Genomic DNA, 26,218 nt, shown 5'->3' on the forward strand with positions numbered 1-26,218 from the left:
GTGGACCGGCCATTGGCTAGGGTGCCGTGATGGATGTCTACGAGTCTGCACTCGACCTCATCGGCGGCACCCCGCTGGTCCGTCTGCGAACCGCCAGCCCCGCCGCTGTCTACGCCAAACTGGAGTATCTGAGCATCGGGGGCAGCGCCAAGGACCGGATCGGCCGGCTCATGGTCGAGCAGGCGGAGCGGGACGGACTGCTGCGGCCCGGCGGGACCATCATCGAGGCGACCTCCGGCAACACCGGGATCGGACTCGCCCTCGTAGCGGCCGAAAAGGGGTACCGAAGCGTCCTGGTCGTCTCGGACCGGGCCAGCGTGGAGAAGGTCGCCACCCTGCGGGCCTTCGGCGCCGAGGTCGTGGTCAAACCGGGCGGCCTGCCGCGCCAGCACCCCGACCACCCCATGAGCACCGCCGCCCGCATCGCCGAAACGACGCCGGGAGCGTGGCTCGCCAACCAGTACGACAACCCGGCCAACCCCGAGGCCCACTACCTCACCACGGGGCCGGAGATCTGGCGCCAGACCCAGGGGCGCGTGACCCACCTGGTGTCCTGCATCGGCACCGGCGGCACCATCAGTGGTGCCGGCCGGTACCTCAAGGAGGTCAGCGGGAACAGCGTCCAGGTGATCGGGGCGGACCCCGCCTCCTCCGTCTACTCCGGGGGAGACGGCCGCCCCTACTTCATCGAGGCGGCGGGCCACTTCCTGCACCCCGAGACCACCGACGACGTATGGCCCACGTCCTACCACCAGGACGTCGTCGACCGCGTCATCCCCGTCGCCGACCGGCTCGCCCTGGACACCCTGCGTCAACTGGCGCGTGAGCAGGGCCTGTTGGTCGGCGGCTCGTCCGGAACGGCGCTCGCCGCGGCCCAGCAGGTCGCGGCGGAGTCCGGACCCGACGCGGTCGTGGTGGTGATCATGCCGGACTCCGGAAGGCTCTATCTGTCCAAGTACTTCAACGACGCGTGGATGCTGCGCCTGGGCTTCCTCGACGGCGACGAGAGCCGGGCCCGGGTCGCCGACGCCACTCCCCCCGACGCGCGCGCCACGCCGCTGCCCTACCTCAACACCCGCACCACCGTGGGCGAGGCGCTCGCCGTGCTGCGCACCAGGGAGCTCGGCGGCGCGGCACCCGTCCTGCCCGCCGGCCCGTGCCCCGCCGGACCCGACCGCCGCCCCACCGCACCCGAACTCACCGGTTCGGTAAGCCTGTCCGGTCTGGAAGCCGCCGTCCACGACGGCGCGGCCACCCCCGCGGACCCGCTGTCGGACCATCTCGACCCGCCGCTCCCCCACTTCGGCTACGGAGAACCGGCCAGGGAGGCGCACGACCAACTGACCCGGACCGCGCACGACACGGCCGTTGTCGTGCACGACGGCTGCGCCGTGGCCCTGATCACCGCGGCCGATCTGCACGCGGCCGCCCGCTGACTCCTCCCGCGCACCGGCCCGGCGTTCGGGCCGGCCGACCGGCCCAACAGGAGGGGTTGTTGCACCAGAACGACCGCGAATGCGCCTTGCTGCCCGTACCGTCGTGTTCAAGGTGCCTGGCGGAAGGGGCAGTTGTGGAGATCGATGAGCTCGTCGTCATCATGCGTGCCATGCAGCGGATCAAGGAGCTGCTGACGGAGGAGGACCAGGAGCTGCGCGCCGGGTACGGCAAGATCCCCAACGAATCCAGCGCCGGCGGCCCGTCGCAGACCCTGCTGGGCCTCCAGGAGCTGACCTCGGCCGCCGAGCAGACCATGACGAGCCTCGCCACGGCGATCGGATTCAGCGTCGCCGGCATGACGGCGCGGGCCGAGAACCGGATCCGGTCGGCGCGACACCTCGTCGGGTTCCCCGGCGGCGCCTCACGGATGGCCAGGCCGCTGGGCAGCCGGGTCGTCGAGGCCCTGGAACTGGCCCTGAGCCTGGACGAGTTCTACCACCGCCCGCTCGGCACCGAGATCGAGGCCGCCCTGGCAGCACCCGAACCCACCTGGCCCCCCGACGACTGGGCCGCATACGACCGCTCCCGCATGACCCGCCCCGAACCGTGACGAACCGGGTGCGCTCGGGGCGCGGTCAGCAGCCCGGCGCCCCCTTGCCCCCGCGCTGCGGCAGGCTCAGGTTGGGGCTGCCGTCCGGCCAGGTCAGGGCGGTGGTCCTGGCGGAGCCGTCGGCGCCCAGCTGGACCACCGGTGTGGGCTTGCCCGCCGGGTTGCCGTCGCTGCCGAACGACAGCCAGCCGCTGGCGCCGGGCAGCATCTGAGCGCAGTAGAACTGGTGCAGGATGCCCGTCTCCAGGCCCGGGTTCTTCAGCCCCACGGCATCGCGCCGGGCCGCGCTGATCCCCGCCACCGCCGCGTCATGGGTGAGCATGGCCTGGCCGCTGCCCAGGTCCGCGGGGTCGAAGGAGAGGGTCGCCACGTCCTTGTCCGCGGTCAGGGGCTGGCCCGTGCACGGGTCGGGCCGTCCGGTGAAGGCGGTCCAGAACTGGTCGTAGTTGTGCTTCGCGTCCGAGCCGGGACACTCCTTGCCCCATTCGTCGGGACTGGCGAGCGCGGTGTACGCGACGGTGACGCGGCCGGAGGCGATGCCGTTGAGCACGGCCTTGTCGTGGATGCTCTCCGAGGCGTCGTCCCCGGCGAGGATGTGCAACTGGGCGATGCCGCACGGAGTGCCCTGCACCCAGTTCTCCACGAAAGCCCCGAGGTCGCGGCCGCGGCCGGCGAAGTAGACCACGGAGGGGGCCGCCTGGCACAGGTTGGCGTGCATCAGGTTGAACTGCTGCACCAGGTAGTCCTGGCGCCCCGAGCCGGCCGGCAGGTCGTTGGGCGAGGTGTACGGGAGCACGGTCACGGTGCGGTTCGGCGCCCGGAACCGGGTCTTGGCGTCCGCGGCGAGCGTCTGCGTGTAGTCGTCGCCGGTGACGCTGTCGGCGACGACGGCGAGGGAGCCCACCGCGGGGTGCAGCGTGGAGACGTACTGGTTCGCGGCAGTCACCGAGTCCGAATTGGTCGGCGAGACCCGGAACATGTCGACGATCTGCTTCTTTCCGGCCGGGTCGCCCGGGTCGGTGTTCATCGAATTGCCGGTCACCGTGGAGCCGATGACGGGGATGTGCAGCTGGGCGGAGATCGCCGCGGCGGCCTGGCGGGTCTGCTCGGTGGACTGGCCCAGGCCCACGACTGCCGAGATGTGTTCGGCGCTCGCGTGCTCCTTGACCCGCGCCACGGTCTCGGCCCAGGAGCCGTACTGGCTGCCCATGTTGGCGAGGTACAGCTTGATGGCGGGCGTACTGCCGTAGGCGGCGGTGTTGTTGGCCCGCCACACCGCCGTCAGGGCCCCCTCGATGTTGGGGTAGAGGGAGTCGTAGGTCAGCGTGTCCACATCGGAGACGGGCGACAGGTCCAGCATCAGGACGATGCTGGTGTACGGACCCTTCACACCGTCGTTGGCGGACTTGACCAGTTTCTCCAACTCCCGCATACGGGCGGGCTCGTGGGAGGTGAAGGGCGCGCTGTCGATGTTCACGCCCGCGCAGGCGAGCGGCGTCCCGGTGGCGGTCATGCCGGTGCCGCAGGTCAGCGACGGCGGGAACAGCCGGCCGTAGCCCCAGCGGCCGCCGAGCAGCAGGCCGGACAGGATCACGAGGGCCGCGACGACCGACAGCACCGGATGGCGGCGCAGCCGCCCGAAGCGGGGGTTGCCTACAGCGGGTGGCATGGACACTCCTTGCGGTGCGGTCGAGGGCGCGGGGTGCTGCGGCCGTCTCGGGGCTAGGCGAAGGCCGCTGCCGCCTGCTGGAGCGGACTGACGTCCAGCAGCCGGGAGTTGTGTGCGAGACGGCTGAAGCACTCCTGTATCTCGCCGTCCCAGCGCCGGGTGTGCTCGGTCAGCGGGTCGTTGTACAGCCAGAGCAGTGCGAGCAGCTTGGCCGTGGCCACCGCGAGCACCGTCTGACCGCCGTCCTCGACGTCGCCGAGCAGGAGTGCGTACGCCTCCTGCGGGGACCGCTCGTACAGATGGGGGCAGGGCGCCGACGACAGGTAGTCGAGCAGGCGGATCCACGCGCGGTGGTCCTCGTCGAACCGGTCGGCCAGCGCCGCGGCCACCGGCGCGAAGCGGCCCAGGGCCAGGTCGTGGAAGAGTCTCCGCTCGACCGCGGCCGCGTCGCCGCCGTGGACGGGCGCCGTGGCCAGCGCGACGGACTGCGCGGTGAACACCTCGTCCCAGCGTTCCCCTTGCGCCGGGTGGGCGGCGCTGAGCGCGGTGAGGGCACAGCGGGCCAGCCAGGGATGCAGGGTGGCCGGACCGTCGGCGTCGCCCCAGCCGATGTCCCGGATGCGGGAGGGGCGGTGGGTGAAGGTGCTCACCCACAGGTGGCGGCGGAGCAGTTCCAGGCTGCGCGGAAGTTCCGGCATGCCCGCCGGCAGGCGGGGGTCGTGGGCCGTGCGGACGTCGGTGAGGTAGGCGGCCGTGAGCACCACCGCGGGGGTCGTGCTCCAGGTGGAGCCGGGGACGGGCAGCCCGTCGGGCAGGCTGGTCTCCAGGGCGGCCGACCACAGGGGCGCGCCCTGCTCGTCGGCGGGCGAGAGCAGGGAGACGGCGGGCCCTGAGCCGTGCTGGGCGGGGCGGGCGCCGAACTGTTCGTCGAGGACGGCCAGGACGGCGCCGCGGTGGCCTCCGGTGAGCCGGTGGACGACGGACGAGGCAAGGGGGCGGGCGGGCGACGGATCGGAGCTGTCCATCGCGTAGCCGACCTGTTCCTCGGTCATCGGGTCGAGCCACACCGGGTACCACCAGGCAGCCGCCGGGCCGCGCTCTACGCGGACGGCCGCCTCGTTCTCCTGTGCCCACAGGCCGCGGGTCGCGCGGGAGAGCAGGGGAACGCGGCGCTGGGGTGTGGCGGCTCGGGGTGTGGGGCGCCAGGGCTCGCACCACCACGACGTCCACTCGGACTGCCACTGCCCGCACGCGGCCAGGACCAGAAGGGCGTCCGCCGCGCCCGAACCGTCCACGTCCGCCTGCTGGTTGCGGGCGCGGGCCCCCGCGAGCTCGGTGAGGAAGCGCCGCCCGCTGGGGGTCTGGGCGCCGTCAACCAGGAGCATCCACGCGTGGTCGTGGCGGTCCCGGCGGCCGGCCTGGACCGGCAGCACGCACGAGCAGGCGGAACGCAGCGGCGGATGCCGCTCGGCCTGGTCCTTGACATCGGCGAGGAACGCGGCCATCAAGGGACCGACCGAAGCGGAGCGGGAGGTGGAACTCAGCCTGATCAGCGCGTCGATGGAGCGCGCGGACTCGGCTTCGGGCACGCTGATGTGCCAGCGCAGCGCGTCCCTTACGCCCCAGCGCGCGGCGCTTTGCAGCAGGAATCCGATGACGGGCTTGGCCTGCTCGCGGACCGCGGAGACGACCTCGCGGCCCGGTCCCGAGACCAGCGGGCTGAGCGCTCCCTGGGCGACGTCGATAGTGGTGGCCGCCGCCTGCTCCAGGCGGGTCGCGAACCTGCCGCCGCGGGTGTTGCGGGTGTACTGCTGGATGAGGTCCTTGATCTGGTCCGCGGCCCGGACCCGGTCCGCGTCCAGGTTCTCGTTGAGGGCGAGCAGCCCGAGCCCGAAGCGGTGGAAGACCGGGCCGTGGCGCAGGTTGTCCCAGCCCCGCATCATCTGGAAGGCGACCAGTGCGGCTGCCGACACCGGGTCGAGAGGGTTCTCGTCGAAGTCGAGGGCCGCGTGCACGACGGTGCCGCCGCACGCCCGCGACACCGCGCGCAACAGATCGCTCTTGCCGGACTGCCGGGGACCGAGCAGCGCCACTATCGGCTGCCGCTGCCCCGGATACCGCCACAACATGTGCCGCAGGAACGCATCCGCACCCTCTGCCGCATCAAGATCCCCCACCGCACTCACCGCCCCCCTGAACCGACGCGCACAAGGCGCACCCTCCGCATCGATCGACACGGAAGGTAACACCAGGAGGACACGCCGCGACGGGTGTTCCACCACATCCGTGCGGATGATGCTGATTCGTAAGGCAGTTGAGCGGCCGACACCTCGACCTGCCCAGGCGGTCACGAGACAACCGGATGCGGCCCCGCCTGGTCAGGTCGAGCCGGTCAACCCGTCGGGTTATTCGGCGGTACTGGTCCGGCCGCGGGCGGCAGCGCGGTGGCCGGAGCCGTCCTCAGGTAGGCGGCGCCGGAGCGGACCGCCCAGGCGAACACCGCGAGCGAGATGACGCCCACCGCCACCGAGTCGTACGGCGCCGGCAGGTGTCCCGAGCCCCCGAAGGTGCCGAGCCACGACAGCAGGGTGAGCGCCGCCAGCTGGAAGATCAACCAGGCGCCGTTCCTCAACTCGGCACGCCGGGAAGGCTCTTCGCTGTCACGGCGCAGCATCAGGAACAGCGGGACGCCGGCCAGCACCAGCGGCAGCGCGAGTCGCAGGTGGTGCCAGCCGGACCAGTAGACGAACTCATTGGACACGACGAAGCTGATGGGCGCGATCCAGTGCACGCCCGCCACCTGGCCCTCCGCCGGCGGCGCCCCCCGCTCCGCGTCGTGGGCCCGGAACACCGCCGCGGCGACCGCCGAGGCGGCGTAGATGAGCAGGTACATGTCGCCCATCACGCTCACGATGTCCTGCCAGCCGCCGAACGGCAGCATGAAGACGATGATGACCACGAGGTTGAGGAGCAGGGCCCGGCGGGCCATGCCTGAGCGGGGGTCGATCCGCATGAAGAAGCGGGGCAGCAAGCCGTTCTTGGCCAGCGCGTAGGTGTGGCGGGCGTCGAGCGCGACACCGACGTAGGCCGATCCGCCGGGTGAGACGACCGCGTCGACGTAGAGCAGGGTCGCCAGCCAGTGCAGGTTGAGCACGAGGGCGAGCTGCCCGAAGGGTGAGTCGAAGTTGACTCCGTGCCAACCGTGGGTGAGCAGCGAGTCGGGAACGGTGAACAGGAAGGCCAGTTGCAGCCCGAGATAGACCAGGACGGCGAGCCCGATCCCGGTGAGCACCGCGGACGGTACGGTGCGGCGCGGGCTGCGAGCCTCACCGGAGAAGTCCAGGGGCGCCTGGAAGCCGTTGACGGAGTACACGATCCCGCCGCCGGCCAGCGCGGTCAGACATGCCGCGTAGCCGTACGGGGCGAAGCCGCCGTTGTCCGTGAGGCGCCCGGAATGCGTGCCCGAGAGGAACAGGGCGACCACCGTGAGGACGGGGATGAGGACCTTGAACAGCGACACCAGGTTGTTGAGGCGCGCGAAGATGCGCACGGCGAACCAGTTGAGGGCCGTCAGGAGCACGCTCAGCCCGGTGGCCACGGCGAGTCCGGAGCCGGTGAGGCGGCCACCGGAGTACAGGCCGGGCAGGTAGTGCGCGGCGTACTGCATGATCGCGCTGATCTCCGCGGCCGTGCCGCCGACCGACAGCAGCACCGACCAGCCGATCACCGTGCCGACGAGCCGCCCGCTCGCGTACAGCGGCCAGCGCACGGTGCCGCCGCCTTCGGGTCGGGTGGCCCCGAGTTCGACCATGACCAGCGCCACCAGCGCGCACAGCACTCCGGCGGCGACCCAGGACAGCAGGGCGGCGGGCCCTGCTGTCTGGGCCGCGAACATGGCGGCGAACAGCCAGCCCGAGCCGAGGATGTTGGAGAACCCGATCGCGGTCAGGCTCCAGAATCCGAGTTCCTTGTGGAGCCGGCGTTCCTCCCCCATGGCCGTCAGGGGCGAAGGGGTCTGACCGGGCTGGATCGGCCGCACGCGCATCCGCCTCCTTGGACGACTTGAGGACACAACTGAGGACACAAGAGTGCCCAGCGTGTCACGGCGTGCGCCCCACACCGCCCAGGAATCACAAATGGATCCCGCGCACGGCCCTCAGGTAAGAGGCCCACTCCAGTACGCGTCATCCCACTTCATCGCGTCGGGGCTGAACTCGACCTCGGCGCTGGAGGCCGCGTCGGGCGGCAGGGAGAAGGCGTACTTGCCGATGGCTTCCCTGCCCGGCAGGAGGTACCCCGTGATGACCTTCTGACGGCCGCTTCCGTCGATGACCAACTCGGCGGAGGCGCCGTCGGCGTCGTTCACGCTGGGCAGCCCCGACTTGACGTCGATCCGCTCGGTGCCGGTGTTGACGACGGTGACCGTCACTTGGACGGCCTTGTTGCCCTGGGCGTGACCCAGGACGTAGCCGTCCGGGACGAACGGCTCCGGCTTGGCGACCGTCACCTTCAGACCGTTCTCGAAGGTGTACGTCTGGCCGAACGGCAGGTGTCTGGCCTTCTCCGCCGCGGCCGACGCGGACGCCGACGCCTTCACCGACTCGCTGTGCGCACGGGAGTCGTCGGCGAATTCCCTCACCTTCACCACGGCGAACACCCCGGTGCCGACGGCGATCAGCATGCCGACGACACCCAGGATCACACCGCTGAGCGCCATGCCCCGGTTGGTCGCCACGCCCTTGCGCACTTGGCTCAGTCCTACGAAGCCGAAGACGACGGCCAGCAGGGCGGGCAGCCACGACATCCAGAACAGGACGACGAACAGGCCGAGCACGACGCCGATCACACCCAGGACCAGCGCGGTGACGCCCATGCCGTTGCGCGGCTGCGCCCCCGGCGCGGGGTACGACGGCCAAGGGGCCGTGAGCGGGCCGGGTGGCGGCGGGCCCCAGGGGTTGCCGCCCTGCGGACTCTGCTCCACAGGAGTGTTGTCGTCGGGCGGTACGGGCACGGTCATGCGCGGTCCTTCGGCGGTCAAACGAACGATCCGCCGACACTACCAGGGGGTTTTACCTTTCCATTACCCGTATGCCCGTCCCGGCGCTCACCAGGTCTCGACCGCGTAGGTGACGCCCGGCGTGTCCGTCTGGAGGCTCAGTTTCACATCGCTGCTGTCGATGTCCACGTCGACCGTTCCCGCGGCGGCTGCCACCTCGACGGCCTCGACGCCGTGCCACACGGTGCCGTTGTGAAGGGCCACCCGGACCGAACCGGTCACGGGTGTATCGGTGATCTGGTCCATGCCGAGGTGCAGTTTGCGGTTGAACGCGGCCCATGCGCTGCCGTGCGGCAGCAGCACGACGGTGGGCTGGGCGCCCGGGTCGATGCGGCCGGTGATCCATTGGGGCATGTCGGTCTCCTGAGGCGGCGAGTGCTGGAACGAGAGCGCCCAGTCGCGGAGTTCTGTCGTGCTGCGCAGGCGGCAGTAGTCGCGGTCGAGCCCGTTGGACTCGCCGTACTGGTGGAAGAGCCAACTGGCCTGGATACCAGGGTCACCGGCGGCCCGTCCGGCGGTCGCGATCCAGAGGAAGTCGCCGTAGAAGCCGTCCTGGTCGACGTTCCACCAGTAGTCGAGGTTGGCGTACATCCCGACGGGATTGTGCGGCAGTCGGCTCTTGACGTATTTCAACCAGGCGTCCTTGTAGGCGCGTTGGGTCGACTTGGCGACGCGTGAGTTCGCGGCGTCGTACCCCTCCCAGTCGAGGATCACGACGTCGCCGGGCTGCCAGTTGACCTGGGCCAGGAAGTAGTTCGCCTCGGCCTGGGCGCTGTTGCCCATGTTGGGGTAGTGGTAGCCGCCCCACACCAGACCGTTCGCCTTGGCGTGGTCGCGCTGCGAGGCCCAGTTCGGGTTGATGTACGAGAGTCCCTCGGTGACTTTGACGAAGGCGAAGGACAGTCCCCTCGTGTCCGGTGTCGCCGACTGGTACGACGCCCAGTCCTGCCCGTAGATCCCCATCGGAGTCCTTCCGCGGTGACCCGCCCGGTCACCGTGACGCCGCGTGGCCGGCGGTCCGCAGCCAACCGGAACCGCCTCTTCTCTCCTTCTACTTCCCCACGAATGAGGCGGACGACGCATCGTCCGCGACCACAACACGAAGGGGCCGCCGACATGTCGTCGGCGGCCCCCGGTCGTGCGGGTCTTAACTGGCGCTGCTGGTACGGGACTTGCGGCGGTACGCCGTGAAGGCGATGCCCGCGCCGCCCGCCGCGAGCGCGGCAGCGGTGAGCCCAGCCGGGAGGAGCGCCGAGGAGGAACCGGTCTCGGCGAGGGTCTGGGTCTGTGTCTGGGTGGACGGGGCGTTGCCGTAGCCACCCGTGGTGCCGGTCGTGCCAGTCGTGCCAGTCGTGCCGCCGGTGGTCTGGGAGGCGGGCGGCGCCGGGTGCTCGGGGATGTCCTTGACGGACTTCACCGAGCCGTCCTCGTTGAGCAGCACCTGCTTGCCGTTGGGGTGCTTGAAGTCGAAGGCCGAGGTCAGGGATGCGGCGCGGGCGTCGAAGGAGGCGTCACCGATGCGGCCGGTGTGCCAGTTGTCCTCGATGAACCGGGTGATGGACGCCTGCTCGGTCCGGGTGTGGTCGACCGCGTTGACCCTGCTGTACGGCGAGATGACGAGCAGCGGCTGGCGCGTGCCGGGGCCGCAGCGGTCGGCGTAGCCGCCGACTGCGGCCGGGCCGGCCTGGCAGGCGGGGCTGTCCGCGGCCTTGCCGTCGGAGCCGGCCTTGGTGTCCTTCGAGCCGTTCAGCGGCTTGGCGTACCCGTGGTCGTACCAGCCGTCGGAGTCGTCGTAGGCGACGACGACCGCGGTGTCCTTCCACTCCGGGGACTGCTGGATCTTGTTGATCTGCTCGACCAGGAAGTGCTGCTCGTCGATCGGGTCGGAGTAGCTGGCGTGGCCGTCCTGGAACTCCGGGGCCTTCAGGAAGCTCACCGCGGGCAGGTTGCCCGACGTGAGAGCGGCGTCGAAGTCGGTGAGGTCGTAGTTGTGGTTGGCCTGCCCGTTGTGGCCGATCTCGGCGGTGTTCTTCGGCGGCAGGTGGTGCGGGTTGGACGTCGACTTGTAGTACTGGAACGGCGAGTGGTGCGGGCTGTAGTCGACCACCGCCGCGCCGCCCACGTTGGCGTGGGTGGCACCCGAGCACTTCGCGTAGTCGCCCTGCTTGCCGTCCCAGGCGGTGCTGGGCCTGAAGCCGCCCTGGAACCAGCCCCAGGAGACCTTCTGCTGGTTGAGGAGATCGCCGATGTTGCGGCCCTGCAACGCGCCGAGCGCGTTCTTGCTGGTGTGGTCCTTGCCCGAGCAGTCGTCGTACGCCGGGTCGGGGTCGTTGACGAGGGTGCCCACGCCCTTGGCGTCGGGCGAGAGGACGGTGTAGGGATCGGGCGTCGCCGTCTGCTTGGGGTGCTCGGTGCCGGACGCGGGGTCGGTGGAGATCACCCCGTGGGTCTGGGCGGAGACGAGGTTGATCGCGCCCGGCGTGGACGGCCCGTAAGTGGTGCTGAAGGAGTTGTCGCCGAGCGTGTAGTGCTGGGCGTAGTTCCACATCGCCGTGACGGTGTTGCCGTCGTAGTAGTCCATGACCAGGCCGGGCTCGCCGAACAGGTTGCCGGAGCACTTGCCGGAGTCGGTGTTCTGCACGTACTGGTCGGCCTTGCCGGCGTTGGCGGCGTACTGCTCGGGGCCGTAGCTGTGGTTCTGGTCGCAGGTCATGGCCTGCTGCGGGGTGAGCCGCTTGGGGGCGTACTGGTTGGGGTTGTTGGTCAGCAGCCCGGCGTTGCGCAGGGTGTTGACGTCCTTCGGCGTGTGCTTGTCGGCCGTGAACTTCGTGCCGTCGGTGTTCGCCGCCACCGGGTAGGCACCGAAGTAGTGGTCGAAGGACACGTTCTCCTGGAAGAGCACCACCAAGTGCTTGACCGGGGTGGCCGTCTGGCCCGGGTGGTGGTCGGCCGAGTCGGCCGCGGCCGGGACCGTACCGCTCAGCAGGCCGAGTGCCGCGGCACCGGCGAACGCTCCCCACCGTCTGGCCCAGCGCCCCGGACCAACCGCGCTACGTGTGCTGCCCATGCTCCGCATGCCTCCACTGGCGTCCGCTCCGGGCGCCTTGTTGATGTCGTTGACGAAACGCGATGTTTCGCGCGGACCACTACACCGCGACTGCGCCACTGTGTCGCCACGGTGAACAGCGAGTCAGGAATACCAGGCCAAAACTTGACCCTCTGTTGGCCGACTTTGACCGGTTCAGCGGTATTCAGCCGAGCAAAGCGCGGCCGAACCAGTCGGTGCGGTCCCGCACGCCGGGCAGCGCGAAGAAGTATCCGCCGCCGAAGGGCTTGACGTAGTCGACCAGCGGCTCCCCCGCGAGCCGCTTCTGCACGGCTTCGAACTGCCGGGCCAGGTCCTGCTGGTAGCAGCAGAAGATCAGCCCCATGTCGAGGTCGCCGTTGGTGTCCATGCCGCGGTCGTAGTTGTATCCGCGCCGCAGGATCCGCTGCCCCTCGCTCTGCGCGGTCCGCGGATTGGCCATCCGGATGTGGCTGTCCAGCGGGATCACATCGCCCTTGGGGTCCTGAGCGTACTTCGGCACGTCGAACTCGCCGGAGCCGTCCAGAGGGGCGCCGGTATCGCGGCTGCGGCCGAACATCCGCTCCTGCTCGGTGATCGAGACCCGGTCCCAGAACTCGACGAGCATGCGGATCAGCCGCACGACCTGGTAGCTGCCGCCCGACGTCCATGACGGTTCGCCGCCGCCGGCGCCCACCCAGACGAGCCGGTCCATCGCGGCCGGGTCCGCGGTGTCGGGATTGGCGGTGCCGTCCTTGAAGCCGAGGTGGTTGCGGGGAGTGCCACTGGGTCTCGGGGGGCTCGTGAACCCGTCCATGCGCCAGCGCACTTGCAGCGCGCCACGGGTGTGCCGGGCGATGTCGCGCAGCGCGTGCAGGACCACGTCAGGGCTGTCCGCGCACAGCTGCACGCTCAGGTCGCCGTGGCACCACGCCGCGTCGAGGTCGTCGTCCGGGAAGGCGGGCATCGGCGCGAGCCGGGCGGGTTTGCGGCTCTTCAGTCCGAACCGGTCATCGAAGAGAGAGGCGCCGACGCCCGCGGTGACCGTCAGACCGCCGGTGGGGACCTGTGGGCCGAGCACTCCTGAGTCGCTGGGCTGCGCGGTGATCCCCACCGGGGGCGGGGTGCCGCCGGTGGCAAGGAAGCGAGCCCGGTCGGTGAGGGCGCGCAGTGCTTCCGTAAGCTCCCTGCGGTCCGCGGCGGTGACGTCGAAGGACACGAACGCCGTTGCGCGCTGCGGGAGTTGGAGGATGCCCGCCTGGTGCACACCGTGGAAGTCGACGGCGGGCGCGGCCTTGTGGCCACCGTCCGCGCGCGCGGACGTACGCGGGCCCGCACCTGTCAGGGCGGCCCCGGTAACCGCCGTCCCGACCCCCGCGGCAGCACCCCGAAGGAAGCCGCGCCGCCGTACCTCGCTCATGCTGTCCTCCGCGCGTCGCAAATGGCCGCCACCGGGGCCAGGAGTTCCACCGCCTGGCCGATGTCGCTGTTGAGTCGTTGCCGGTCCGGATGGTTCAGCCGGTCGAGCGGCGTCCAGCGACCGCCGCTGTCGAAGCGGTCCAGGGTGTGCTGGGTGCGGTCCAGCCAGGCATCGAGGCGCGGCAGGTCCGGGTAGCGGGTGGCGAGCAACGGGCGCAACAGATCGAGGAGTTGGCGGGTTCCGTCGAGATTGGCGCGGGCGGTGGCCAGATTGCTGCCGCTGCCGTAGTCGGTGCGGCCGGTCAGCTCGGACTGCGCCGTGGCTTCCAGGATCTCGTGGGCGCGCAGGCCCATCTGGGCGGGATCCATCCGGGCCTGCGGCCAGCTGTCGTGCAGGGCGTGCACGGCTTGGGCGAGCCGGTCCGCGGGACCGCGCAGCGACGCGGCGGACTCCTGGTGCCACAGCCCGTACTCGACGCGGTGGAACCCCTCGAACCCGTGGTCCGACGCGGCGGCGGACAGCCCCGGTCCGGCGCTGTTGATGGCGGCGTCGGCCTCACCGAACGTACCGTAGGCCGCGCCCATCCGCTCGTAGACCAGGTGCGCGGGCAGCCACGCCGTCCGCGCGGCGGCGAGGTCGCCGTCATCGACGGCCTGCTTCAACTCGTCTGTCTTCTGGGCGAGTTCGATGATCCTGTCGCCGACCCACCGCTGGTAGGCGAGGGTCGGCGGGATCAGGTCGTGCTGGGTCACCGGAACCGCGGCCGGTCCGGCGCCCGCGCTGGGGCCCGCGATCTTGACGGTGGGTCCGGTGACCGCGTCGGCATCGTCGGGCAGGCACTTGAACGCGTACGAGCCGCCGCCGAGCACCACCCGCATCTCGCGCGTGGTGCCGGGCGCGAGGCCCTCGATCTCCCCGTAGACGGCGCCGGTCGCGGGGTCGGTGAGGTCGATCTCGGTCGCCGTCGCGGAGGCGTTGTGCAGCGCGAACACGTGCGGGCCGGGTGTGGCGCCGCTCCAGCCGCCGCCGCACGCGCCGGCCGACACCTCGACGTTCGTCGCCCCCTTCGCCCCGGGGGCCGGGCCGTTGGTGGGCGGCGGGCTGTCGCCGGAGGCGGCGGCGTAGAAGGCGCCGCCCGCCGCGACGACCGCGACGGCCACGGCCGCCCCGATCCACCGGGCGCGCACCGGCCGAGCCGTGCGGCCGGCTATGCCGGACTCCCCCTCGGGCTCAGCCGACTCCTGGCCGGCACCCGGACCGAGGTCGGTCATCACGGCGCTCCGTTCCTGCCAACTGCGAAAAGACGACGCCGCTCATGCTAGACACCCGCTTGAACGCGAAGTCCCCTCAGGGCAGCCCGACGTCCAGATTTACCTCCGAGTTCACCGGTCCGACACCACGTGCGAGAAGGCGGGACGGGGAGACACCTGCTTACGCGGAGTCCTCGCTGACCTTGATGAGGATCTTGCCGTGTGCGTGGCCGGTCCGGCTGAGTCCGAAGGCGTCCGCGAGCCGGTCGAGGGGGAACGTCTCGGCCACCGGGACCTTGAGCTGTCCCGAGTCCGCGAGACCGGCCAGGGTCGTGAGCCCTTCGCCGTCGGGGCGCACCCACATCCACTGGCCGCCCGCTTCCATGACCGAGGGGTCGGCGATCGACGCGTGCCGGCCGCCTTCCCGCAGGACCTCGCGGGTGGTGTCGAGAACGCCTCCGACGTAGTCCACCACGACGTCCACACCGTCGGGGGCCAGCGCCCGGACTCGCTCGGCCAGGCCGCCGCCGTAGGTGACCGGCTCGGCTCCCAGCTCGCGCAGCCGGTCGTGGTTGCGCTCGGAGGCCGTGCCGATGACGCGGGCGCCCAGTGCTCGGGCGATCTGCACGCCGAACGTGCCGACGCCGCCGGCGGCGCCGTGTACGAGCACCGTGTCGCCCTTGCCGGTGCCGAGCCGGGTCAGGGTCTGCTGGGCGGTGAGTCCGGCCAGCGGGACGCCCGCCGTCTCCTCCCAGCTCAGGGACTTCGGCCTGCGGGCCAGCGCGCGCACGGGCACGGTCACGAACTCCGCGAAGGTGCCGCCGTGCACGTAGTCCTTCCGGGCGTACGCGAAGACCTCGTCGCCCGCCTTCCATTCGGGGGTGTCGATGCCGACGCGCTCCACGACGCCTGCCACGTCCCAGCCCGGTACGACCGGGAAGACGGTGTCCATCATGCCGTCGAGCCCGCCGGACATGATCTTCCAGTCGACGGGGTTGACGGCGGCGCAGCGCACCCGGACGAGCACTTCACCCGGTCCCACCTTGGGCAGCGGCTGGTCGGTCAGGCTGAGCACGGCGTCGTCCCCGTAGGAGGAGTACGTCATGGCCTTCATGGTGCTGTTCTCGGTGCTGCTGGGCATCGCTTGCTCTCTCCCGACGTCAAGGGGGCGGGGAGAGGCCGGTCGCGCGGGCGGGTGCTGCCCGTGCGACCGGCCCCTCCCCTCGGTCCCACGATTCTCGTTCGTGCGGCGCGGCCCCGCCCCCCGGACGGGCTTCGCGCGCCCGCCCGGGGTGAGGGAGGGACCTCGTCAGCCGGCGTACACGTCCTCCACGTACCGGCCCTCGGCGGTGAGGCGGGCCAGCCAGTCCTCGGCTTCCCCGGCCGAGGCACCGGTGCTCCGCGCGTACAGCTCGCGGAAGGCGGCGCGTACGCCCGGGGCCATGCGGCTGCCGTCGCCGCACACGTACACCCGGGCTCCCTTTTCCAGCAGGTTCCACAGCTCTTCGCCCTCGGCGGCGATGCGGTGCTGGACGAAGCGGACGTCGCCCTCGGGGGCGGCGCTGAAAGCGGGGCGCAGCGAGAGCACCCCGGACCGCTCGGCGGCGCGCAGTTCGTCGGCGTGCAGGAAGTCGGCGTCCGGCGCGTCGCAGCCGAAGTACAGTACGGCAGGCGTGGGTTGACGAACCGTCAGACGATCGGCGACGGCTCCGCGGAAGGGGGCCAGGCCCGTCCCCGCGGCGATCATGATGACCGGCTCCGGCGCCTCGGGCGCGATGCGGAAGGCGTCGCGGCAGGGCTGGACGCGGGCCAGCACCGTGTCGCCGGGCCGCAGGGAGTGCAGATGGGCCGAGCCGGTACCGCCGGGCTTGAGCGAGACCATCAGGTCGGCGTGGCGCGGTTCGCCGGCGGGTGAGGAGGACACGGAGTACGGGCGGGGGCGCAGCGGGGGAAGGAGCTCCAGGATCGTGGGCCAGTCCAGCGCTCCGCGCAGGGCGGGGTGGTCCTCGATGAGGCGGAGGAGGGTGCGGGGGTCGTCGGCCGACAGCTGCTCCAGAGCGGCGCGCTCAGGCGGGCAGGGGTTGTGCGCGGCGAGCAGTGCCGCCTGGGCGTGGGTGGCAGCGGCGTTCAACTCGACGTAGTGGGTGAGGAGTTCACGCACCGACAGCGGCCGGTCGACGGGGAAGGCGGCCGGTCCGGCCCCCGAGGTGTGGATGTTCAGGACGGTGTCGAGGTCCGTGCCCAGCGCCGTGGCGGCCCGGGTCACGGCCGCCGGGTCGTTGGCGGGCAGCACGGCGAGGTGGTCGGCCGTGCGGTAGTCGACGCCGTCGGGCAGGGCCACGCGCACGAAGCGCTTGGGCCGGGGGTGGCCGGGCGCGGTCAGGTGGCGGGTCTCGGTGACGGTCATCGGGACGAGGCCGTGGCGTGCGGCGAGCGCGTCACGCGGTCCGCCGGTGACCTCGCTGACGGTGTACGCGGCTTCGGCGGGCGGCGCCGAGGCGCCGACGCTGTCCGGGTCCCCGTACCGCTCAAGGAGTGCCACGCGCAGGGTTTGGGCGAACTCCCTTACGGTACTGGTGAGTTCACCGGAGGCATCGGCTTCGGCACGGGGCAGCAGCCGCTCGGCGCCCAGGGCGGCGAGCCGGTCGTCGATGAGGGTGGGGACGCGCTGGTAGGTCGCGGCCCAGTTGCGGTCGCCGACCCCGAGCACCGCGTACGGCACCGCGTCCGCCGCGCCCGGTTCCGCGTCCTCGATCCACCGGACGAACCGCGCCGCGTCGTCGGTCGGCTGCCCGTTGTACGAGGCGGCGACGATGACGACGGGGCGGTCCTTGGGCAGGGTGCCCGCATGGTCGTCCAGCGGGGCGACGTCGGCGGTGAGGCCGAGGCCTGCGGCTTCGGCGGCGAGGCGCTCGGCGAATTCGCGGCAGGTGCCGTAGTTCGTGCCGTGCAGGAGCAGCAGCCCGGTGCCCTGGCGGACCCGGGAGGGCAGGCCGGGCGCGCCGTCGGTGGCCGTCGAACGCGTCGGGCGGGTCCCGTTCCCGGGGAGCGCGGCCCGGTTCAGGGCACGGTCGGCGGGGGTGCGCGGGATCAGGGAGAGGGTGAAGCCCTCGGGCTTGAGAGTGAGGGTCTCCTTGATCCGCAGCTGGTAGTCGGCGGTGTCCACGAGGCGGTAGCGGTGCACGAGCAACGCGAGGAGCATCGTCGCCTCGTGGAGCGCGAACTGCCGCCCGATACAAGCCCGTTCACCGGTTCCGAACGGCTTGTACGCGTGCGGGGAGCGGGCCGCCTCCGCCGCGGGCGTGAACCGCGCGGGGTCGAACAGCTCGGGGTTGTCGCCCCACACGGGATCGCGGTGCAGCATCGGCGTGAGCACGGTGACCAGCTCGCCGGCGCGCAGCGGGTGGCGGCCGCCGAGCAGGGTGTCCTCGCGGGCCTGCCGGGTGAAGGCGGCCGCGGTGGGCCACAGCCGCAGGGCCTCGCTCAGCACCTGGCGGGTGAAGCGCAGTTTGCCGATGTCCTCGAAGGCCGGGTCCGGGTCGGGGTCGTCGCCCCACAGCTCGTCCGCCTCGCGCTGGGCCAGACGCAGCGCCAAGGGGTCCTTGAGCAGGTGATAGAGGGCGAAGGAGAGGGTCCCCGAGGTGGTCTCGTGGCCGGCGATCAGGAAGGTGATGACCTGGTTGCGGATGTTGGCCGCGTCCAGGGTGGTGCCGTCCTCGGGGTGCGCGGCGCCCAGCATCAGGCCCAGCAGATCGTCGACGGAGGTGTCCCCGCCGCGGGTGCGGGCGGCGATGACCTCGTCCACCACGGAGGCGAGGTAGGCGGAGTCCCGCTCGAACTCCCGGTCCTGCTCGGTGTGGTCGGCGTCCTCGGTGCGGCCGAGCCGCTTCATGCTCCACTCCAGGCAGCGCACCATCGCCTCTACGAAGGGGTGGGGGGTGTCCCGGCCGAACGAGTCGAAGTCGAAGCCGAACCCGGCCAGGCCGATGGTGTCCAGCGTCATCCGCGTCATGTCCTCGGCGACCTCGACGGCAGACCCCTTGGCCGCGTGACCGTCCCAGCTCGCGATGACGCGGCGAGCCACGCGCAGCATCGCCGGATGGTACGTGCGCATCGAGCCGAGCGCGAAGGCGGGCATGAGGATGTCGTGCGCCTTGGCCCAGTTCGGCTCGTCGTTGTAGGCGGTGAACAGCCCGTCGCCCGCGAACTCGCGCACGTAGTCCAGCGTGGCGGAGATGCCCTTGGAGAAGCGGGTCTCGTCGGCGAGCTCGGTGACCAGGTCCAGCGAGCTGACGAAGAGGGCCTGGTGCTGGTTCAGTCTGCGCCGGTACACCGGCCCGTGCTCCCGGGCCAGTTCCATGGCCTGTTGGACGGGGGTCGCGGTGAGACCGCTGTCCGAGATGTCCACCAGGGGGATGGCTTCGTCGGTGGGGCATGCGTCGGCAGGGATCAGGATCGTGTCCGTCATGTCTCCAGCGTGGCCCGCCCGGTGTGCCGTCCCATGGCGGGCGACTGCATGATTGTGCAGTGGCTTCTCACGTCCGGCACTTGCGGACCGGGCCGAAAAGGAGTGGTGACGCACAACATGGCCGACGAGCCGGTGGTGGTGGAGGACATGGGGACGTGGCGCAACCACTTCCTGACGCTCCTTGACCGCATTCCCATGCCGATCGCCGTCTGCCGGATCGACGGAGAGGTGATCGTCGCCAACCCCGCGATGGCCGCCGAGTGGGGCACCGCCCCCGGCCGGTTGCGCGGGCGCTCGCTGCGCGACCTGTTCACGCCCCGGTCGGAGCCCCAGCTCGACCGACTGGTGCGGGCGCTGCGCACCGGCCGCACGTCCCGCTACCCCATCGAGGTGACCTGGCGCACGGGCACGGACGGCGCACTGCGCGAGGGAGAGTTCACCATCGACCCGGTGATGGCCGTTCCCCACCCCGCGCCCGTGCTGCTCGCCATGTTGTACGTCCGCGACGAGCGCCCGGAGCCGACGCCGTCGCCACACGGTGTGGTCAGTGAGGCGCAGGCCCGCATCCTGGCTCTGGCCGCGTCAGGTGCGACGACAGCGGCCATCGGCAAGGCACTCGGCCTGACCGTGGACGGCGTCAACTACCACCTCACCCGGCTCGCGCACCGCTGGCGCGTCCAGGGCCGCACCGCGCTGGTGGCCAAGGCGTACGCCCTGGGCGTCCTCGCCCCCGGCCGCTGGCCGCCGGCCGCGGCGGAGGGCGTCATCGGGCAGCCCTGAGGAGCGCGTGTGCGACGTTTTGGATTCACGGTCGCTACGGACTGCTCGTCAGTTCCATGGGGCAGCCGCGAGCCAGCTGGTGTCCTCGTGCCACAGCGAGGTGGAGTCCCAGGCGTTGGTGCCGCCGTTGCTCGCGATGTAGGCGGTCGAGGCGTAGTGGCGGATGTACTTGGCCGGGTAGTTGAGGGACTGCAGGGAGTAACCGGTGCCGCTGTTTCCTGGCTGTGGGCAGAACGTGGCGTCGGCGGCGAACTGGGTGGTCCCGTCACTGGGGTTGAGGTGGAGCTCGAACGCGTAGTGCCTGAGGTACCTGCCGGGCGCGTTGGCCGCCTCGAAGGAGACGCAGTTGCTGTTGGCGAGGCCGCTCCTGACGATCCACGTGGCGTCGGCCTTGTCGGTCGATGAACTGCCCGTGGTCACCGCCCCGATAGCGACCTTGTCGTCGCTCATGTCGTGCCGCAGGTAGTCGGTGGTGCAGCACGCGGTGGTGGCCTGTAGCGAGAGCCTCGCGCCAGGGGTGAAGGGGGTGGCGGTGCCGCTGGCGTAGCCGGCCGCGGCGATGTTGGCCTGGACCGCGGCGTCGGTGGCGTCGGAGGGGTAGCCCTTGACCATGGCGCCCTCGTAGAAGGTGCCCGCGCTCGCGTTCTTGTTGGTCTGGCAGCAGTCGCCGCCGCTGCCGAGGATGATGGCGCCCTGCTTGTGCATCGGGTTGTATCCGCTGGGCAGTGAGCCGCTGTAGAGCTGGGTCAGGCTCCCCAACTGGGCGTTGGCGCCCTTGATCGCCATCTCGGTGGTGCCGTTGTTCTTGAGCATCGCGGTGACGAAGTGGCTGGTCTCGGCGACCTGGCCGGGGTTCCACGTCGTGCTGCCGCCGGAAAACAGACCGTTCTCCAGGTCCGCCTGCACCCACGGTCCGGTTCCGCTGCAGCCGCCGAACCAGCACGAGGTGCTGAAGTTGATCGCGTCCATGGCGCCGTTGCCGTCGGCGTGGTGGTCGGTCTCGCTGTTGCCGTAGTCGAAGCAGCAGCCGTTGTTGACGTGGCTGCCGCTGGTGATCATGTATGCGCCCTCTGGCGAGCTGCCGGTGGGCACGCCCGAGCCGTTGGCGAAGTAGCTGTTGCCGGGGTTGATGTAGAGCGCGTAAGCCTTCTGGCCGCCCACGGTCACCGGTTCGGTGGTCGCGGTGGCCGCGGTGTCGGCGCCGCCGGTCCCGCCGGGTCCCTGGTAGAGGAGGGTGTTGCCGCTGCTGCCGGTCTGGTCGTAGACGCGGGTGATGGTGCACTCGGTGTTCGCGCAGAACGAGTCCTGCGCGGCCGCGTCGGCGACGCCTCCGGCGGACCGCACTCCGATGTTCCGCGAGGTGCCGTCCGACGCCCGCCGTACCTGGTAGAGCGGGCCGTTGTAGGAGACGAACAGAGCGCGAGTGGTGCTGTGCGCCGCGACGCATGGCGTGCCGCCCGCCGCGTAGATGTCGCAGGGCCCTTGCGCCGCGGCCTGCGAGGCGCCGCTGAAGGCGACAAGGCCGGCGAAGGCGAGCGCCACCGCGGCCAAGGAGCTGATCAGCCCCCGGCGTAGTCGGCGAAGAGTGTGCAGCGCAGGCACCATGAACTCCCTGGTTCATCGATACGGGACAGCAAGCCGCGCCCCGGCCAACTGGGTTCGCGGTGAGCTGATGGGGGTGAGGGGCTGAGCGCGGGCCGACGCGTCCGGGCGGGCGGACCCGCCGACGGCCCGCCGCGAAGGTGAGCGCTCACCATCCGAGGGGAGGGCCGGATTTCACTCGGCCGTTCGCATCAGGCCATCACTGTCAACGACCCCTGGATGAACGTCAAGACGTCGAACCGGTTCGTTTCAACAGGATGAACACGACGGGCCTCACCCGCGAGCGGAAGGAACCACTCGCCCCGCGACGGCACTATCTCTCGTCTCACCTGCGGTTCTTGCACAAAGCCTTGACGCTCACTCACTCCTGACCCTAGCTTTCCGGTCGCGAACCGATTCGACTCGTTGTCTCTAGCCCTCCCCCAGCCCGTTGTCCCTCGCCGGGTCCTGCTCCTGCGGACAGGGCCCGTGCGGACGGGTTGGAAGGCAGCGAGCAAGCACGCCCGGACTGCGACCCTGGAGACCCTCAATGGCACTCCCCCGCTTCCTCCGACCGGCCGGCCCCACCGGCAGACCGCGAACGGCACGGCCTCCCCGACGCCGCACGACAACCGTGCTCGCCGTCCTCCTCGCCTCACTCGGCGCCACCGCCCTGCCCGGCACCGCCGCGCACGCGGCCGACACCGGCGTCACCGTGGACTTCGCCACCGCCGGAGGCGCCCCCACCTACCGTGCCTCGGGCATGATTTACGGGATGTCCCCCGACGGCTCACTGCCGCAGGACCATTTCTTCACGGACATCAAGTGGCACTTCATGCGAGCCGGCGGCGCCCAGCTCAACCGTGGCGGCTACGCCACCAGCCTGGCCGAGTACCGGACCCGCTGGAACGCGACTCTGGCCCAGTACAAGCGCACCGCAGCACTCGGCGGGACCTTCGTGCTGCTGCCGCACGACCTGTGGGGCGCCGACAGCACCACCACGGTGGGCTGGCCCGGCGACAACGGCGACTGGACGCAGTTCGACAACTTCGTCACCCAGCTCATAGGCGACATCAAGGCCAACAACATGACCGTCGAGTGGGACCTGTGGAACGAACCCGACGGCAAGGGCTTCTGGGGCGCTTCGCAGAGCCAGTACCTGCAAATGTGGTCCCGGTTCTACGCCCGCGTGCGGGCCGCGTTCCCGGGCCAGCTCATCGTCGGCCCCAGCCTCGCGAGCCAGCCCAACTCCTCCAGCAGTTGGTGGAACGCCTTCCTCAACCACGCCAAAGCCAACAACGTGGCTCCCGACATCTGGAGCTGGCACGACGAGCCGGGTGACCCCGTCACCGACGTGGGCCGCGCCAACGCCACCCTCGCCGCCGCGGGCCTGCCCCACACCCGCCCGTACCAGATCAACGAGTACGCCACCTCATCCATGCAGAACCCCGGTGGCGGCGCCTGGTTCATCGGCCGCCTGGAGCGGGCCGGCGCCGACGGGCTGCGCGGCAACTGGGCGTCGGGCACCAACCTGCACGACGACGCGGCCGGCCTGCTCACCAAGAACAGCGCGGGTCAGTACCTGCCACTCGGCGAGTGGTTCATGTACCGCTACTACGGCTCGCAGACCGGCAACATCGTCAACCTCGTCCCCGGCTCCGGCACCGACGGCCTGGCCACCAAGGACATCGCCGCCAAGAACGCCAAGGTGCTGCTCGGCAGCAACGGCAACACCGGCAACGTCACCGTCAACCTCACCGGTCTGGGCACCACCTCGGTCGTGGAGGGGGGCAAGGTACGCGCCGTCGTCCAGCGCATCCCCTACAACAACGGCGCCGCGGTGACAGGCCCGGAGACCATCTCCGACACCACTCTGAGCGTCAGCAACAACGCGGCCTCGGTGACCCTCCCCTGGACCAACGCCAAGGACGGCTACACCATCACCCTGCTCCCGCCGTCCAACACCACCACCTCCACCGTGGCGGTCAGCGAGAACAGCGGCCAGTGCCTGGACGACACCAATCTCAGCACCACCGACGGCACCCAGTACCAGCAGTACAACTGCGAGGGCGGCTACCAGCAGATGCTGGACCTCAAGCCGGTGAGCGGCCGGACCAACACCTACACCGTCGTCAACGAACACAGCGGCATGTGCCTCGACGTCTCCGGCGCCTCCACCGCCAACGGAGCCGCCGTCATCCAGTACACCTGCAACGGCGCCACCAACCAGCAGTTCACCCTCAACTCCGTCACAGCTCTCGGCAACAGCAAGGACTACCAACTCGTCGCAGCCCACAGCGGCAAGTGCGTCGACGTCAGCAACATCTCGACCACGGCCGGCGCGCCCGTCCACCAGTGGACCTGTGACCCGGCGAGCGCCCTCGGCACCAAGAAGAACCAGATCTGGCGGCTGCAAGGCATCGGCTGACCGAAGGGCCGGGCATCCGGCGATCGCGCGGGAGGAATTCCCGATCACTCGCCGACCGGAGCGACTTCCCCGCTCCCGGTCCGCGAGTGGATCGCTGGAGCGCCGCGGTGTCTTGCGTGGCGTCTGCGCGTCCTCGGCTGGACGGCCGGGGCCCCCAACTCCTTACTCCCCACTGCCTCTTAGAGTTCCCTTACACCTCTTCGTTATCACTGCGCCATGGACACCACTACGGCGAAGTCATCCCTCGCGCGCCCGGCCCGCCGAAGCGGCCGGCGCTCCCTTCTCGTTCTTGCCGTCGCCACCGCTCTCGCCGCCGGGCTCACGCCCGCCGCGACCGCGGGCAGCACGGACCAGGCCGGGGTCCGGATCCACCACGGGCAGGTCGAACTCCCGGTGAGCGGCGGCACGGCCACGATCGACCCCGCGACCCTGCGGATCGACGCCCGCGCCGACGACGGGCGCACCCTGCGCATGTCGGACCCGGCAGCCGACGCCCCTGGTACGCCCGCGAACCTCACCGCATCGGGCACCACCGCCCGGTGGTCGTACCCCGGCCGGGGCCTCAAGGCCGAGGCCCGTGCCGAGCACGGCAGGCTGCTCGTCTCAATCACCGCCGACCGGGACGAAGCCCTGGCGTGGCCGGTCACCGGCACCGACCCCGCCGCCTCCGCCCTCCAACTCCCGCGCGGCGAAGGCCTGTCGCTCCCGGTCACCGATCCGTTCTGGAACTCCTCGCGCGCCCAACTCGTCGGCACGCAGGAGGACGTGGCCTCGCAGCTCTCCCTCCCGATGTGGGGGTACTCGTTCGGCGGGCGGGGCGTCAGTTACCTCGCCCCGACCGACATCGGCACCTCGCTCGCGTACACCTCCCGGGGCGGGCACCTGACCACCACGGCCAAACACGCGTTCTCCGGCGGCGACGGAACCCGCGGCTACACCGTCGCGTTCTCGCTCACCGACGGATCACCCATCGCACCCGCCGTCGACTACCGGCACTGGCTCGCGGAGCACGGGCAGCTCGGCAGCCTCAGCGAGAAGATCAGGAAGAACCCGGAGACGGGCCGGTTGCTCGGCGCTTTCCACGCCTACGCCTGGGGCGACGACCGCACGGCGGCGGGCATCGCGCGGCTGAAGGCGATGGGCGTCTCGCGGCTGTGGCTCGGTTACGACGCCGACGACGCGCCCATGAAGAGCCAGGACGTCGCGGCCGCGCAGCGGGCGGGGTACCTGGTGGGCCCGTACGACTCGTTCGCCAACGGGCGCGACAAGGGCCCGGACACTCCCCCGAACTCCGTGTGGCCCAAGGGCGTGTACCCGTCGTTCTGTGTCCGCCGGGCGGACGGCACCGTGCAGCCCGGCTTCCACAAACAGGGCTGCTATCTCAGCTCGCAGGCGTTCGAGCAGGCCGAACCCGGCCGCCATTACCTCGCCGACCGCACGCGCTCGCTGGTCGCCAACGGCGCCGCCAGTTACTTCCTCGACGTGGACGCGGCGGGCGAGCTGTTCCGCGACCACGACGCCGCGCACCCGATGACGATGGCCCAGGACCGCGCCAACCGCCTGGCGCGGATGCGAAGGCTCACGGACGGCTCGGACGACGCGCGGCACGCCCCGCTCGTCCTGGGTTCGGAGGCGGCCGGGGCCTGGGCCAACCAGGTACTGGCCTTCGACCACGGGTCGGCCACCCCGGTGGACGGCAGGCTGTGGCCCATGGAGACCGGGCACTTCGACACCGCCTCCGACCAGCCCAAGGACGACCCGGCTTGGGGCGGCTACACCCCCGAGGCCGCTGCCGACACGTTCTTCAAGCCGGTGCGGGTGAGCGACTTCAAGCCGGAACACCGGGCTGCGGTGGCCGACGCCCTCAAGGCGATGTACGACCCGGCCTACCGCGTGCCGTTGTACGAGGCCGCGCTGCACGGCTCGCTGGTCAACGTGGAGCGCTGGGAGCTGCCCTTCGGCAAGCTGCCCGAGCAGAAGACGACGCGGGCGCTGCTCGCGATGCTCTACAACACGCCGCTGAACTTCGTGCTCAGCGGCAAGGACAAGCACGACGCGCAGAACGTGCGCGAACTGGCCGCGCTTCAGAAATACTTCGCTCCGCTTCATCAGGCGGCCGGTACCCAGGAGTTGACGTCCTACCGTCGGCTGACGGCGGACGGCACGGTGCAGCGGACCGTCTTCGGCAACGGCACCCTGACCGTCACCGCCAACTTCTCCGCCGCGGCCCACGACGGCCTTCCGGGCGGCTGCGTGGACGCGACACTCAAGGGCGGCAAGCCGCGGCGCCTGTGCCCGGCGACGGTGGTGTCGTAGCGCGCGGGCGGGCCGGTGGGGGCCGCGCGTGTGTGGCGGCCCCGCCCGCGTACCGCCAACCGTGTGACCGCCCGGCCCGCGTGAACCCCGATCCGGTACGGCCGGGTATCGAATGCGGGGTGTGACGAAGAACCAGAGC

16 protein-coding genes are annotated in these 26,218 nt (G+C 71.0%); 5 read left to right on the top strand and 11 right to left on the bottom strand.

Annotation, left to right across the window (positions count from 1 at the left end):
• Positions 1 to 29 precede the first annotated feature (29 nt).
• A complete protein-coding gene (locus OG522_RS03310; protein WP_329461394.1) occupies positions 30 to 1,436 on the top strand; it encodes a PLP-dependent cysteine synthase family protein in 1,407 nt (468 codons plus the stop codon).
• A gap of 134 nt (positions 1,437 to 1,570) precedes the next feature.
• Entirely contained in the window at positions 1,571 to 2,047 is a 477-nt protein-coding gene (locus OG522_RS03315; protein WP_329461395.1) for a hypothetical protein, read from the top strand.
• Positions 2,048 to 2,072: 25 nt separating this feature from the next.
• Here OG522_RS03315 and OG522_RS03320 read toward each other — a convergent pair whose 3' ends face one another.
• The 10 genes from OG522_RS03320 to OG522_RS03365 form a co-directional block, all read right to left on the bottom strand.
• Entirely contained in the window at positions 2,073 to 3,716 is a 1,644-nt protein-coding gene (locus OG522_RS03320) for an ABC transporter substrate-binding protein (RefSeq protein WP_329461396.1), read from the bottom strand.
• A gap of 53 nt (positions 3,717 to 3,769) precedes the next feature.
• Positions 3,770 to 5,893, bottom strand: coding sequence for a hypothetical protein (locus tag OG522_RS03325; protein ID WP_329461397.1), 2,124 nt, complete (start codon positions 5,891 to 5,893; stop codon positions 3,770 to 3,772).
• 215 nt (positions 5,894 to 6,108) lie between these two features.
• Positions 6,109 to 7,761, bottom strand: a complete 1,653-nt coding sequence (locus OG522_RS03330) for an APC family permease (protein ID WP_329461398.1) — start codon at positions 7,759 to 7,761, stop codon at positions 6,109 to 6,111.
• A gap of 111 nt (positions 7,762 to 7,872) precedes the next feature.
• Positions 7,873 to 8,733: a DUF4190 domain-containing protein gene (locus tag OG522_RS03335; RefSeq protein WP_329461399.1), complete on the bottom strand. Its 861-nt coding sequence runs from the start codon at positions 8,731 to 8,733 to the stop codon at positions 7,873 to 7,875.
• 87 nt (positions 8,734 to 8,820) lie between these two features.
• Positions 8,821 to 9,735 (bottom strand): glycoside hydrolase family 25 protein, encoded by a 915-nt coding sequence (locus OG522_RS03340; protein ID WP_329461400.1) that lies wholly within the window; start codon positions 9,733 to 9,735, stop codon positions 8,821 to 8,823.
• A 184-nt stretch (positions 9,736 to 9,919) separates the two neighbouring features.
• Positions 9,920 to 11,839, bottom strand: coding sequence for a phospholipase C (locus tag OG522_RS03345; RefSeq protein ID WP_329461401.1), 1,920 nt, complete (start codon positions 11,837 to 11,839; stop codon positions 9,920 to 9,922).
• A gap of 184 nt (positions 11,840 to 12,023) precedes the next feature.
• Entirely contained in the window at positions 12,024 to 13,256 is a 1,233-nt protein-coding gene (efeB, locus tag OG522_RS03350; RefSeq protein ID WP_329461402.1) for an iron uptake transporter deferrochelatase/peroxidase subunit, read from the bottom strand.
• Entirely contained in the window at positions 13,253 to 14,527 is a 1,275-nt protein-coding gene (locus OG522_RS03355) for an EfeM/EfeO family lipoprotein (protein ID WP_329461403.1), read from the bottom strand. Before OG522_RS03355 ends, efeB begins: the two co-directional genes overlap by 4 nt.
• 160 nt (positions 14,528 to 14,687) lie before the next feature.
• Positions 14,688 to 15,620: an NADP-dependent oxidoreductase gene (locus tag OG522_RS03360; protein WP_329467464.1), complete on the bottom strand. Its 933-nt coding sequence runs from the start codon at positions 15,618 to 15,620 to the stop codon at positions 14,688 to 14,690.
• Positions 15,621 to 15,815: 195 nt separating this feature from the next.
• Complete coding sequence (locus tag OG522_RS03365; protein WP_329461404.1) at positions 15,816 to 18,974, bottom strand: bifunctional cytochrome P450/NADPH--P450 reductase; 3,159 nt, start codon at positions 18,972 to 18,974, stop codon at positions 15,816 to 15,818.
• Between the two features lie 105 nt (positions 18,975 to 19,079).
• Here OG522_RS03365 and OG522_RS03370 point away from each other — a divergent pair, with 105 nt between their 5' ends.
• Positions 19,080 to 19,754, top strand: coding sequence for a helix-turn-helix transcriptional regulator (locus OG522_RS03370; RefSeq protein WP_443074653.1), 675 nt, complete (start codon positions 19,080 to 19,082; stop codon positions 19,752 to 19,754).
• 48 nt (positions 19,755 to 19,802) lie between these two features.
• Here OG522_RS03370 and OG522_RS03375 read toward each other — a convergent pair whose 3' ends face one another.
• Positions 19,803 to 21,359, bottom strand: coding sequence for an alpha-L-arabinofuranosidase B (locus tag OG522_RS03375; protein WP_329461406.1), 1,557 nt, complete (start codon positions 21,357 to 21,359; stop codon positions 19,803 to 19,805).
• Positions 21,360 to 21,969: 610 nt separating this feature from the next.
• Here OG522_RS03375 and OG522_RS03380 point away from each other — a divergent pair.
• Together OG522_RS03380 and OG522_RS03385 are read left to right on the top strand one after the other, a co-directional pair.
• Positions 21,970 to 23,763: an RICIN domain-containing protein gene (locus tag OG522_RS03380; RefSeq protein ID WP_329461407.1), complete on the top strand. Its 1,794-nt coding sequence runs from the start codon at positions 21,970 to 21,972 to the stop codon at positions 23,761 to 23,763.
• A gap of 216 nt (positions 23,764 to 23,979) precedes the next feature.
• The gene (locus tag OG522_RS03385; protein WP_329461408.1) at positions 23,980 to 26,079 is read left to right on the top strand and encodes a glycoside hydrolase; all 2,100 of its coding nucleotides are present in this window, start codon (positions 23,980 to 23,982) and stop codon (positions 26,077 to 26,079) included.
• Positions 26,080 to 26,218: the final 139 nt, after the last annotated feature.

This window comes from Streptomyces sp. NBC_01431 (assembly GCF_036231355.1).
In the GTDB taxonomy this organism is placed as follows: Bacteria; Actinomycetota; Actinomycetes; order Streptomycetales; family Streptomycetaceae; genus Streptomyces.